At 66.7% G+C, this 12,001-nt stretch carries 15 protein-coding genes; 9 read left to right on the top strand and 6 right to left on the bottom strand.

From position 1 onward, the window contains the following. Positions 1–80: 80 nt before the first annotated feature. Both AC5Y6X_RS03480 and AC5Y6X_RS03475 read right to left on the bottom strand, forming a co-directional pair. Positions 81–395, bottom strand: coding sequence for a hypothetical protein (locus AC5Y6X_RS03480; protein ID WP_499984545.1), 315 nt, complete (start codon positions 393–395; stop codon positions 81–83). A gap of 20 nt (positions 396–415) precedes the next feature. Further along, positions 416–751, bottom strand: coding sequence for a 2Fe-2S iron-sulfur cluster-binding protein (locus AC5Y6X_RS03475; RefSeq protein ID WP_324674988.1), 336 nt, complete (start codon positions 749–751; stop codon positions 416–418). Between the two features lie 100 nt (positions 752–851). On the opposite strand from AC5Y6X_RS03475, the gene AC5Y6X_RS03470 reads away from it, so the two are divergent. The 4 genes from AC5Y6X_RS03470 to AC5Y6X_RS03455 are packed head-to-tail and all read left to right on the top strand — an operon-like array spanning position 852 to position 4,981. Beyond that, positions 852–2,255 carry a class I adenylate-forming enzyme family protein gene (locus tag AC5Y6X_RS03470; protein ID WP_499984543.1) on the top strand — a complete coding sequence of 468 codons (1,404 nt, stop codon included), beginning with the start codon at positions 852–854 and terminating at the stop codon, positions 2,253–2,255. Further along, entirely contained in the window at positions 2,233–3,138 is a 906-nt protein-coding gene (locus AC5Y6X_RS03465; protein ID WP_499984541.1) for an acyl-CoA dehydrogenase family protein, read from the top strand. The genes AC5Y6X_RS03470 and AC5Y6X_RS03465 overlap by 23 nt, the downstream gene beginning before the upstream one ends. Further along, on the top strand, positions 3,125–4,213 hold the full coding sequence (locus AC5Y6X_RS03460) for an acyl-CoA dehydrogenase family protein (protein ID WP_499984538.1): 1,089 nt from the start codon (positions 3,125–3,127) through the stop codon (positions 4,211–4,213). The genes AC5Y6X_RS03465 and AC5Y6X_RS03460 overlap by 14 nt, the downstream gene beginning before the upstream one ends. Next, positions 4,214–4,981, top strand: coding sequence for an enoyl-CoA hydratase/isomerase family protein (locus AC5Y6X_RS03455; protein ID WP_499984536.1), 768 nt, complete (start codon positions 4,214–4,216; stop codon positions 4,979–4,981). Between the two features lie 14 nt (positions 4,982–4,995). On the opposite strand, the gene AC5Y6X_RS03450 is transcribed toward AC5Y6X_RS03455, so the two are convergent. The 3 genes from AC5Y6X_RS03450 to AC5Y6X_RS03440 are packed head-to-tail and all read right to left on the bottom strand — an operon-like array spanning position 4,996 to position 7,192. Then, positions 4,996–5,652 carry a DUF7064 domain-containing protein gene (locus tag AC5Y6X_RS03450; protein WP_499984534.1) on the bottom strand — a complete coding sequence of 219 codons (657 nt, stop codon included), beginning with the start codon at positions 5,650–5,652 and terminating at the stop codon, positions 4,996–4,998. After that, positions 5,601–6,035 (bottom strand): hypothetical protein, encoded by a 435-nt coding sequence (locus AC5Y6X_RS03445; RefSeq protein WP_499984532.1) that lies wholly within the window; start codon positions 6,033–6,035, stop codon positions 5,601–5,603. Before AC5Y6X_RS03445 ends, AC5Y6X_RS03450 begins: the two co-directional genes overlap by 52 nt. Then, entirely contained in the window at positions 6,032–7,192 is a 1,161-nt protein-coding gene (locus AC5Y6X_RS03440; protein WP_499984530.1) for a sulfotransferase family protein, read from the bottom strand. Before AC5Y6X_RS03440 ends, AC5Y6X_RS03445 begins: the two co-directional genes overlap by 4 nt. A gap of 79 nt (positions 7,193–7,271) precedes the next feature. On the opposite strand from AC5Y6X_RS03440, the gene AC5Y6X_RS03435 reads away from it, so the two are divergent. Beyond that, a complete protein-coding gene (locus AC5Y6X_RS03435; protein WP_499984528.1) occupies positions 7,272–7,973 on the top strand; it encodes a TetR/AcrR family transcriptional regulator in 702 nt (233 codons plus the stop codon). On the opposite strand, the gene AC5Y6X_RS03430 is transcribed toward AC5Y6X_RS03435, so the two are convergent. Then, the gene (locus AC5Y6X_RS03430) at positions 7,912–8,772 is read right to left on the bottom strand and encodes a proline iminopeptidase-family hydrolase (protein ID WP_499984526.1); all 861 of its coding nucleotides are present in this window, start codon (positions 8,770–8,772) and stop codon (positions 7,912–7,914) included. The two genes, AC5Y6X_RS03435 and AC5Y6X_RS03430, sit on opposite strands and share 62 nt — an antisense overlap. 143 nt (positions 8,773–8,915) lie before the next feature. Between AC5Y6X_RS03430 and AC5Y6X_RS03425 the strand changes: the two genes are divergently transcribed. From AC5Y6X_RS03425 to AC5Y6X_RS03410, 4 genes are all read left to right on the top strand, one after another. Beyond that, positions 8,916–10,055: a thiolase family protein gene (locus AC5Y6X_RS03425; RefSeq protein WP_499984525.1), complete on the top strand. Its 1,140-nt coding sequence runs from the start codon at positions 8,916–8,918 to the stop codon at positions 10,053–10,055. A gap of 7 nt (positions 10,056–10,062) precedes the next feature. After that, the gene (meaB, locus tag AC5Y6X_RS03420) at positions 10,063–10,938 is read left to right on the top strand and encodes a methylmalonyl Co-A mutase-associated GTPase MeaB (RefSeq protein WP_499984524.1); all 876 of its coding nucleotides are present in this window, start codon (positions 10,063–10,065) and stop codon (positions 10,936–10,938) included. A 28-nt stretch (positions 10,939–10,966) separates the two neighbouring features. Then, entirely contained in the window at positions 10,967–11,440 is a 474-nt protein-coding gene (locus AC5Y6X_RS03415; protein ID WP_324673786.1) for an Rv1443c family protein, read from the top strand. Positions 11,441–11,580: 140 nt separating this feature from the next. Continuing rightward, entirely contained in the window at positions 11,581–11,934 is a 354-nt protein-coding gene (locus tag AC5Y6X_RS03410; RefSeq protein WP_499984522.1) for a nuclear transport factor 2 family protein, read from the top strand. Positions 11,935–12,001: the final 67 nt, after the last annotated feature.

The raw sequence follows: 12,001 nt of genomic DNA, 5'->3' as shown, positions 1-12,001 counted from the left end.
GGGCGCCGAAATCGCGAAAACGCCGCCGCCAGTTCACTTTCGAAGCCGTGAGCTCACACTCGAAGCCACCAGCTCACACCCTAGCCGCGCTGCTCGGTTGTCACCTCGAGCAGTCGCGGGATCGGCGCCGGATCCAGCTGCAGGGCGTCGGACATGTGCAGCTGGCCGGCGTTGGCGATCATGTTGTCCAAGATGGCCTGCAGGTCGTCGCCCTCGAGCTCGTAGATGGCGACATACGGGCCCTGCCCGTCGACCGGACGCAGCCGGCGCGCCGCGACGATTCCGTCGAGCGCCAGCAGCTCGGGTATGTGAACTTCGTCGTACCAGGTGTTGTACTCCTGCTCGCGATCGGGCGAACTGGGCACACTCTCCACGAGCATGATTCCCTTGGCCATCGTCGCCGCCTCTCCTGTGACTACTCGTAGCGCACCGTGATCGAATCCGAGTCGGGCACGCCCTGGCACGTCAGAATGTAGCCCTCGGCCACCTCGTCTTCGTCGAGGGCGTCGTTCACGCGCATGGTCACGTGGCCCTCCTCGAGCCTGGCCATGCAGGTGCCGCAGTTGCCGGCCTCGCAGCTGAACGGCGGCTCCAGGCCGGCCCGTCGCGCGGTTTCCAACAACGTCTCGCCGGGCACCAGCGGGACCGACACCTTCTTACGATCGAGGTGGATCGTCACCGTGCCGGCCTCGGCGCCGTTTACCGGATCTGTCACCCGTCGGGTCTCCTCGATGGTCCGGGTGACCGCCACCATGACCGCCCCCTTCCGTACTTGCGTTCTTCAGTATAGAGAATACTATTCTCGCTAGGCGATAGCATCTTCTCACGCCAGACTGCTGGAAGGACGGGACGTGACCGAGCCGCCCGCGCTCGTGTTCGAGGAACGGCGATTCACCCTGCCGCAGCTCGATGCGCTGGCCGCCGGGCTGGCCCGAACCCTGGATCGGATCAACGTCGCTCCAGGTGAGCGAGTTGCGCTGATGGCGTCCAACCGGCCGGAATTCGTCGCCGCCCTGCTCGCGATCTGGCGGCTGGGCGCGGTGGCGGTGCTGATCAGCCCGGCGTGGAAGCGCCACGAGGTCGACCACGCGCTGGCGCTGACCGGTCCGGCCCACGCCGTCGGGGACCATCCCGTGCTCGCCGGTTTGATGCCGATGTTGCACCTCGACGAACCCGTCGCCGCCGCGGAGCCGACGTCGTGTTCGGTGCCGCCGAAGGGCGACGCGGTCCTCGTCTTCAGCTCCGGCACCACCGGTCTGCCGAAGGCCGTCCGGCACACCCACGCGTCGTTGGGCGTGGCCATGCAGCAGTGGCGCGACGCGCTGCAGCTGACCCGGCACGACCGCATCCAGATCGCGACGCCGCCCTCACACATCCTCGGCCTGCTCAACATCCTCACGGCCCTGCAGATTCGCGCGTGGATGCGGTTGCATCGCCGCTTCGACATCGATCAGATCCTGCGCCACATCGAAAGCGACCGCATCACAATCGAAATGGCGGTCGCCCCCATCGCGCTGGCCATCGCCTCGCATCCCGGCCTCGAGTCCTACGACCTGTCCTCGCTGCGCTTCATCATGTGGGGCGCGACGCCGGTCAGCGCCAACGTCGCCGAGGCCGTGACCCGACGGACCGGCGTCGGGTGGGTGCCCGCGTACGGGACCACGGAACTGCCCGTCATCGCGTGCAATCCGCTCGACGGTGCCCGCCTCGACTCGGTCGGGCGCCCGGTGCCGGGTGTCGACCTGCGGGTGGTCTCGCTGGAGACCGGCCAGCCGGTGGGCGCGGGCGAGGTCGGCGAGATCCAGGCGCGAGCGATGTCGCTGATGGCCGGCTATCTGCCGGACGAGGCGACCGGCGAGGCGATGTGCGACGGCTGGTACCGGACCGGGGACGTCGGCTGGCTCGACGCCGACGGCTGGCTGCGGATCACCGATCGTCTCAAGGAGATGATCAAGGTGCGCGGCTTTCAGGTCGCGCCGGCCGAGATCGAGACGGTGCTGCACGGCCATCCGGCCGTCGAGGATTGCGCGGTGTTCGGTGTTCCCGACGGGATCAACGGCGAAGCGATCGTCGCCGCGGTGGCGGCGCGCGCACCGATCGACGCCACCGACCTGATCGCCAGCGTGGACGAGAGGCTAGCGTCCTACAAACACCTGAGCCGGATCGTGTTCGTGCCCGATATCCCTCGCCTGCCCTCGGGCAAGGTGCTGCGGCGAGTGCTGAAGGAGCGCTATGGATGTACGTCTGACAGCTGAACAGCGGCAACTGCGTGACGCCGCCGCCAAGCTGGCCGACGACCTGGGCCCCGGGGCGGTGCAGGATCTCGATGACCAGAGTCGAATCACGCGGTTGGACAAGCAGATTGAGATGACCGGCTGGCGAGAGTTGCGATCCGACGGGGCATCCGGCGTCGAAGTCGCCATCGTCGCCGAGGAATTCGGCCGCCGACTCGTCGACGCACCGTTCCTCGGACCGATGCTGGCCGACGATCTGGCGCGGTACCTCGGTGCCGAGAGCGAGGGCTTGACCATCGCAGTGGACGACCGGGTGATCGACGCCCGGGGCGCTCAGCGCGCCCTCTCGCTCTCCAACACTACGATCCTCGCGGCCGATGTCGGCGATGTCCGGACCGAAGCCGACTTGACCCGCGCCGAGGCGAGCACGGCCGGGTCGCCGGTGGCCCTCGGTGAGGTATCCGCCGACGCCGCCGCGCGGTGGCGCGCGCTGGCGCTGGTCACCACGACGGCGGACCTGGTCGGAATCGCCCGGGGCGCCCACGCCGTCGCGGTCGACTACGCGAAGATCCGCGAGCAGTACGGCAAGCAGATCGGCTCCTACCAGGCCATCGCCCATTTGTTGGCCGAAAGCCTTGCCCTGATCGAAGGTTCGGTGAGCGTGTTGCGCCATGCCGCCTGGGCGGTAGACGAGCTGACGCCCGCCGAAGCCATTCGAGCCGCTCAGGTCGCAAAGGTCTATTGCGCGCGCGCCACCCGAACCGTCTGCGAGACCGCCGTGCAGGTGCACGGCGGCATCGGCAATACCTGGGAGTGCGTGGTGCACGTCTACCTGCGGCGCGCGCTGACATCGACCGAGCTGTGGCCGGTAACGCTGAAGGAGATCGACCTTGGACTTTCGTGACTCAGACCAGGAGGCCGCCTTCCGGGAGCGGCTGCGATCGTGGCTTTCCGTGCACGCCAAGGAGTTTGCCGGCTCCGGTGACGAGTATTGGGTGCGCATGGCCGACTGGCATCGCGCCCTCTACGAGGGTGGCTTCTTCGGCCTGTCCTGGCCCCGCGACTGGGGCGGGCAGGACCTGCCGCCGGTGTACGACGTCATCGTCGACGAGGAGCTGGTGCGCGCCGGTGCCCCGCCGCGCCCCAGCGTCGGCTATCTGGTACACGGCATCGGCAGGCACGGCAGCGACGAGCTGCGCAAGCGCTTCCTGCCCGGCATCATCAGCGGCACCGAGCGCTGGTGTCAGGGTTTCAGCGAGCCGGGAGCCGGATCGGATCTGGCCTCGCTGACCACCACCGCCACCCGTGACGGCGACAACTACGTGGTGCACGGGCACAAGATCTGGACCAGCTACTCCGACGTCGCGGACTGGTGTTTGCTGCTGGCCCGCACCGACCCCGAGGCCAAACGCCACCGCGGCATTTCGGCGTTCGTGATCGCGATGAAACAGCCTGGCGTGCAACAGCGCCCGCTGCGCATGATGAACGGGGTCACCAACGAATTCGGCCAGGTGTTCTTCGACGGCGCAACCGTGCCGGCGGATCGGATGGTCGGCGCCCCCGGTGACGGCTGGGCGGTCGCCATGACCGTCGTCGGGCACGAGCGCGAGCCATCCACGCTGGGCTACGCGGCCAGATACGGCAAGCTCGTCCGAGAGTTGTTGGCGCGCAACGACGACCCGGTGCCCGACGAGCTGGCGTGGGCGGCCGTCCAGTCGGAGATGCTGACGCATCACGTCCGGCGGCGACTGTCCGAACAACTGGACGGGGTGTCGCACGGGCCCGAGGGCTCGCTCGACAAGCTGCTGATGACCTGGGTCGAGCAATCCGTGGGGCACGCCGCGCTGGCCGTCACGGGCACCCGCGATCCCGATCTGCTCAGCGCCTATTTGTACAGTCGTGCGCAGAGCGTCATGGGCGGGACATCACAGATACAGAAGAACATCATCGCTTCGCGAATCCTGGGATTGGGAGTCTGAATGTACGACATGCCACCCGAAATCGACGTCCGTGCCGACGGTGCACTGCGCATCATCACGCTGAACCGGCCCGACTCGCTCAACTCCGTCAACGACGACCTGCACGTAGGGCTCGCGCGGCTGTGGCAGCGGCTGACCGACGACCCCACGGCCCGCGCCGCGGTGATCACCGGGGCCGGCAGGGCGTTTTCGGCCGGCGGCGATTTCTCGTATCTCAAGGAACTGTCGGCCGACGCCGATCTGCGCGCCAAGACCATCCGGGACGGCCGCGAGATCGTGCTGGGCATGGCGCGGTGCCGAATTCCGGTGGTGGCCGCGGTGAATGGCCCGGCCGTCGGGCTGGGCTGCAGCCTGGTCGCGCTGAGCGACATCGTCTACATCGCCGAAGACGCCTATCTCGCCGATCCGCACGTGCAGGTGGGTTTGGTGGCCGCCGACGGCGGACCGCTGACCTGGCCGCTGCATATCAGCCTGCTGTTGGCCAAGGAGTACGCGCTGACCGGCACCCGGATCAAAGCGGAGCGCGCCGTCGAACTCGGTCTGGCCAATCACGTGGTGGCCGACCCGGTTGCGGAGGCAATCGCTTGTGCCAAAAAGATTCTCGAGCTGCCCCAGCAGGCGGTGGAAAGCACCAAGCGGGTGCTCAACATTCATCTGGAGCGGGCGGTCCTGGCCAGCTTGGACTATGCGCTGTCGGCCGAGAGTCAGTCGTTCCTAACCGAGGACTTCCGGTCGATCGTCACCAAGCTGGCGGCGGGCAAGAACTGACCGCGACCAGTCGGTCAGGAGGTGACCTGATCACGCGCGATCGAGCGCTCGAGCATTCCGATCACCGTCTCGCCGTTGTAGCTGTATCGGGTTAGCGCCTGCTGCAACTGCAGACCACCGGAGATCTCGGGAGGCATGATCATGAACGTGGACATCGTTGTGTGACCCTCGATTTCGATGATTTGGTCGGCGGTTTCGAGCGTGAGGGAAACATCTTCCCCCGCTGGCTGAAGTTTGCTCAAAAACGGCGCTTTGACCACTCGGGCGGGGACGAGTTGGCCGTCCCGGACGACGTAGCCCTCGTTGTAGGTTGGCTTGCCGTCTTTGCGCGGCGGATAGACCTGGAATCCGAATCCGAAACCGCTTGGGAATGCGGCGGCTTGCCAGACGTGGCCCCACAACGGCGCCAGGCGACGCACACCCTGGCGGCGGATCCGGTTGGCGCCGCCGTTGAGTGCGTGCGTCTCGCTTCCGATGGTGATTGTGCCGGTGGCGCGGCAGAGTTGCTCGAAGCGCCAGGGATAGCCGATGAGGTAGCCCTCTTCCTGCGTGGACAGGATCCGCCGCGCCTCGTCGCTGGTCGAACCGTTTTCCCAGGGCGGCAGTGCCGGGCGAATATCTATCTCTGCCTTGACCGCAACGCGGTCACCGTCGGCCGACCACGCGTCCACCCCTTCATCTGGGCGTCGACCGTCGTGGCGACGGCCTCGCCGTCCAGCCTGACCCGCAACTGCCGGTAGGGCTCGACGAGCTCGAACGACAGCGGCCCCGCGCCCAGAATTCGCGGTATGCCGTCGACGCCCAATGGGTTGTGGACGGGCGCCGGGCCGAAGATGTTGAAAACCCGACCATCGGCGAAGGCGAGGTTCACTTGGACGTCGTGGGTTTCCCACTGGTCGGCGACGGCCTCGATCCCGATGCGAGGAATGCCGAAGGTGCCGCTGTCGTCCCAGATCCATGCGTTTACCGACTCGCGGGCTTCCGGGTCCGCGGGCTGTTGGGCCCAGACGTATTCCCAATCCTCGCGCAGGCCTCCGGTCAATTCGATGGTCATCGTAGCCTCGCCGTGGCTGCTGTCCACGTGGCCGCGCGTTGGATGTAGTCGGCGAACAACGGGCGCACCTTCTCCATGGTCAGCCCGAAAGTCGCCGCGTCGGGATGCGTGTTCGCCGGACGCGACGCCGCCGCCGCCCCCCACCACCTGAGCATGCCGGCCTCGAACTCGGGGGACACCGGTTCGCCAAGCCAAGCGTACAGACGCTTGACTTCACCGATCGGATCACGTTGCACGGCACCGAATTCCAGGTCGAGGAAGCGGTCGTCGTTGCCCGCATCGCGAAACGCCAACGCCCTTTGCATACCGACAGACCAATGCTCGACATTGAGCCGCCCGAGATAGGCCCGGTCCACCGTGTTCGAGGTCATCTGGCTGAACTCGGCGTAGAGATCGGCGACCGATAGGATCACCTCCGAGGGGTCGCGGTGGGTCCAGATGTAACGCGCGCCCGGGAACGCCTGGTCCAGGTAAGGCAGAAACAGCAGATGCGTCGGAGTCTTCAACGTCCAGGGCCTGCGAGGTTGGCGCCACTGCAACAGTTTCAAGGCCCGCCGTTCGTAGGCGTAGGTCGCCGTGAGGTCGGCGTTGAGTAGCCACCGCGAATATGACGGGATGTGCGCGAACGCCTGAAAGTAATGACTCTTGAAGTCGAGCGCCATGAGGGACAGGCACTCCGCGGGGCCCGTCGCCGTCGATGGCACCAGCGCGGCCAACCGTGGCGCGGCGGCGTCCATCATCTGCTGCTGGGACTCGGCGGCCGCTATCCGGGGGTCCGGGCCTTTGACGGTGGACGGGGGCGGGCACGGTTCGGCGGCCTCCCAGGTGCGCAGCGAACGCCTATTCGGGTCTTCAGCAAGCAAGAAGGAAAGGGCGGTCGACCCGGTGCGCGGTAGGCCGAGTCCGATCAACGGATGCTCGATCACCTCGTCATCGATCTCGGGATGACGCCGATACCAGTCCTCGATGTGGAGCCGGTTTCTCAGCGCCTTCATGATCAGATCGCGGACGATCAACTCACCCATCGGATTCAGATCGGCTTCGGTACGCAGCGATTCGACGAGCAGCGCGAGGCCCTCGCGGAACGTATCGGCGCCGAAGTCGTCAAGTCCGGTATCACGGCACGCCGCGTCCAGCACGTCTTCGACCGAGTCCATTGGGCTTCTCCTGGGCGGCACATGCCGTGGGGGACGGCGCCGGCTCGACCTGTTAGCTAATTGGTGTCATCATGATGACGTGAATAGGGACGGGCTGTCAATGGCAACTTCGCCGGACGCGGCGGCACCTGGTCAGCGGCGTTACCGCAGCGAATTGCGGGAGCGGCGGACCGCCGAAACACGCGACCGGATCGTTCGCTCCGGCGTCGCGCTGGTCGAACGCTTGCCCGACATGGATTGGAGTGCGATGACGTTCCAGGCGGTCGCCGACGGCGCGGGGGTCAGCAAGCGCACGGTGTTTCGCCACTTCGCCACCGAACGAGAGCTGCATGACGCGGTAATGCAGCGCCTGCAAGAGCGCGCCGGCGTGACCTATGAGCATGTCGAGCTCGATGACGTGGCCGCCGTGGCGCGCCGCGTCTTCGAAGCGCTTTCATTCTTTGCGGTCGCTTCGTGGAGCGCCGAGCCCGACGACCCGACATTCACGTCCATGGATCGCGCCCGCGGCGACGCTTTGCGAGGCGCCATCTCGGCAGCCGCTCCCGACTGGTCGTCGCAGCAGCAAACCCTGGTGGCGGGCGTGCTCGACGTGCTGTGGAGCCCCTTGTCCTATGAACGTCTGGTCGTGCACTGGGGGGTGAGTTCGTCTGAAGCCATTAAGGCGATCGAATGGGTCATCGGCCTCGTCGTCCAAAGTGTCCGGGCCGGGCAGCCGCCGATCAGTCGCGTCGACGCAGGAACTCACGCATCACCTGATCGAATCGGTCCGGCTCCTCGATGAACGGCATGTGGGCGCTGAACTCGAACAACTCGAATTGCGAACCCGCTATGCGCCGGTGGATTTCCCACGCGTGTTCGGGCACGCACTCGTCGTACCTGCCCGCAAGCACCAACGTCGGCAACGCGATTTCGGCTAAGCGGTCGAACACGTCCCAGCTCCGGATGGTCCCGACGATGTGAAAGTCGCTGGGCCCGAACATCGTCTCGAAGACCTCGGTTCCCATGTTCCTGAACGCTTCCTCGACTTCTCTGGGCCACGGACGAACCCGGCAGAGATGCATCTCGTTCCACGTCCTGATCGCGGCCTGGTATTCGGCCGCGTGCGTCGTGCCGGCGGCTTCATGACGGTCGATGGCGGATTGGGTCGCCGGGTCCAGCTCGGACTTCAAGCGCGCGACCATCTCCGCGAATTGCGGTATGGACGCGATGCTGTTCGAGATGACGAGGCTGACGGCCCCTGATGCGACGTCTAGCACATATTGTTGCGCGAGCATTCCGCCCCACGAGTTGCCGAAGACGTGAAAGCGGTTCAGCCCCAAGGCTCGGACCACGGCGTCCATTTCGGCCACCGAGCGTTCCATCGTCCAAAGCTCTGGGTCGGAAGGGGATTCGGAGTTCCCGCAGCCGAGTTGGTCCCAGAAGATGACCTCGCGCTCGTCGGCCAGGCGTTCCAGCGCCCGCAAGTAGTTGTGCGGCAGGCCCGGCCCGCCGTGAACCACGAGCAGCGGGAGACCGGGCCCGCTGCCGACGCGGTTGAACCAGACGTTCCCGCCCGGGACCGCGATACGCCCGTGAGTCATGCACCCACCATCGCAAATCCACACGGTTGCCGCCTCGCACCGCTCCTTGCAACTCTGACTCTCAAAATGAGAGAATAGTGTTCTCATGGATCCGCGGTTTGGCTTCCCGGCCCCGCAACGCGCTCGCTGAACTGGAGAAGACCGTGCCTGAAGCCGTCATCGTGTCCGCCCTGCGCACCCCGATCGGCACCGCCCGAAAGGGAACGCTGCGCGACACCAGCGCATTTGACCTCGCGCATCACGTCGTCTCCGAGGCCGCCGCGACGCTGGACACCGCGCAGGTCGACGACGTGATCCTGGGCGAGGGCCTCTACGGCGGCGGCGTGCTGGCCCGCCACGCGGCCATCACGGCGGGCCTGCCCCAGGTGCCCGGTTTGGCCAACAACCGGCACTGCGCGGCCGGACAGGCGGCGGTGCAGAGCGCGGCGGCAAGCGTGCGGGCCGGGATGGATCAGCTCGTCATCGCCGGCGGAGTGAACTCGGCGTCGACGTCGCCGCGCTCCCGCATGCAGGTGGACGGCGAGTGGGTCGACTGGTTCCCGCCGACGCACCCGGACCGCCCGGACGCACCCAATCTCGACATGTCGATCACCGTGGGGTGGAACGCCGCGGTCAAGGCGGGCGTGAGTCGCGAGGAGATGGACGCGTGGGCGCTGCGGTCGCACCGCAACGCGATCGCCGCGATCGACGAGGGCCGTTTCAAAGAGGAGATCGTGCCCATCGAGACGCCGCACGGGTTGTTCTCGGTCGACGAGCATCCCCGCCGGGACACCAGCATGGAGAAGCTGGCCGCGCTCAAGCCGCTGCATCCGGAGATCGAGGGCTTTTCGATCACCGCCGGCAACGCCTGCGGCGCCAACGACGGTGCCGCGGCGTTGACCATCGCCAGCGATCGGCTCGGGCTGCCCGCGCTGGCCACGGTGCGGTCCTGGGCGTCCGTCGGCGTCGACCCGGCGATCACCGGCTTGGCGCCCGTCGAGGCGATCCCGAAAGCCCTTGGGCGCGCGGGACTTTCGATCTCGGATGTGGACCTGTTCGAAATCAACGAGGCATTCGCCGCGATGTGCGTGGCGACCGTCAAGATCCTCGATCTCGACCCGGACAAGGTCAACGTCAGCGGCAGCGGCTGCTCGCTGGGGCACCCGGTGGCGGCGACCGGAGCCAGGATGCTGGTCACCCTGGTGCACGAATTGCGCCGCCGCGGCGGCGGAATCGGGGTTGCGGCCATGTGCGCGGGCGGCGGGATGGGTTCCGCGACGGTCATCGAGGTCGCTGCTCCATAATGCCCCAATGACCATCGCCGACCTGATCACCGGAGCCCGCAACGGGTCTCCGCGGGCGGCGGGTCGGCTACTCAGTCTGGTCGAGGGCGAGCGCCGCGACGAGGTGCTGGCAAGCATCGGGTCCGCACCGGCGTTCGCGGGCCCCGTCATCGGCATCACCGGACCGCCGGGCGCGGGCAAGTCGACGACGATCGCGGCCCTGGTCAGCGCCTACCGGGAGCGCGGGCGCCGCGTGGCGGTGCTGGCCGTGGACCCGTCGTCACCGTTCAGTGGCGGTGCGCTGCTGGGGGATCGGATTCGAATGGCGGCGCATATCAACGACGCCGACGTATTGATCCGTTCGGTGGCGACGCGCGGCCATCTGGGGGGCCTGGCCGCCGCGGTTCCGGCGGCCATCCGCCTGCTGGGGGCGATCGGTTACGACGTGGTCATGCTCGAGACGGTGGGGGTGGGTCAGTCGGAGATCGAGATCGCGGCCGTCGCCGACCCGACCATCGTCATCCTGAATCCCGGAGCGGGCGACGCCGTGCAGGCCGCCAAGGCGGGCGTGCTGGAGGTCGCCGACATCGTGGTGGTCAACAAGGCCGACCGCGACGGCGCCGAACAGACCATGCGGGACCTGCGGGCCGAGACCAAGGCCCCGATCGTCAGCCTCGTCGCCGCTCGCGGGGAAGGGATTTCGGAACTGGTGGCCGTCATCGACGACCATCACCGCAGCGACAGCCGCGAGCGCCGGCTGGCCCGCGCCCGAGCGCAGATCCTGTCGTTGGCGCAAACGCGGCTGCGCACCCGGCCGGATCTCGATCGCCTCGCCGAGGCGGTGGTCGACGGGCGCGACGATCCGTACACGGCGGCCGAACGACTGCTGTCCCCGACGGATTAACAGGATTGAAGCTGCCGAAGGAGTAGTGGTGCGAACCGTCCACATCGAAACGATCCTGCCGACCGACGCCGACCGGGTGTGGTCGGCGATGCTGTCACCGGTCACCTTTCTCTACGTGTGCAAGGGCTTGCTTGGCTTTCCGGCATTGTCGGGACGCTCGGAGAATCTGCGCCTGGGCGAGCGCGGCACGGGATGGCTGTTCGCCTTCCATCTGATACCGGCCTACCGGCACACGATCGAAATCGTCGAGGTGGACCAGGACCGCAAGACGGTACGCACCCACGAGCACGGCGGCCTGCTCAAGGCGTGGAACCACACCCTGCACGTCGAACCGATCGACGAGCGTTCGAGTCGATACAGCGACACCGTCGACATCGATGCCGGAGCCGCGACTCCCTTCGTCGCGGCGCTCGCGAAGGGGATCTATCGCTACCGGCATCGGCGTTGGCGCAAACTCGTGCGTCGGCACATGTTGCCCGAAGGCCCCGCGTACGCAAGCTGATTCGCCCACCGCGCCGAAAGTGAACTCACTGCGAAAAATCGCCAAAAATTTCGCAATAGCTTCACGTTCGGCGCAAGGCGGAGGCACTGCGTCCGAAAATGCTTGGACCACCGGCCGCGTTGGCGGCTACCGTGTCCACGATGAACCTTGACGCCGTCGCCTTTGGTCAGCAGTGGGTAGCAGCATGGAACGCTCACGACGTGGAATCGGTCCTTGAGCACTTTCACAACGACGTTGTGTTCACTTCGCCGGTGGCCGCCAGGCTCCTGCCCGATACGGCGGGGATCGTGCACGGCAAGGCCGCGCTGCGTCGCTACTGGACCCAGGCGTTGCAGCAGACTACCAATCTCCGGTTCGACATCGAAGGCGTCTATCGGGGAATCGACACCATTGCCATCGTGTACCGCAACCAGGAGGATGCGCTGGTCTGCGAAGTCTTGCGGTTCAGTGGCGACCTTGTGATCGAAGGCCACGGTACGTATCTCGTAGGCTAGCCTCCCGCGGCGCCGAACGTGAAACTGTTGCGAAAATTGGCCAGATCCTTCGCAACGGTTTCACGTT

The sequence above is a fragment of the Mycobacterium sp. NGS26 genome, assembly GCF_059813025.1.
This window is presented reverse-complemented; position numbering and strand designations above follow the sequence as displayed.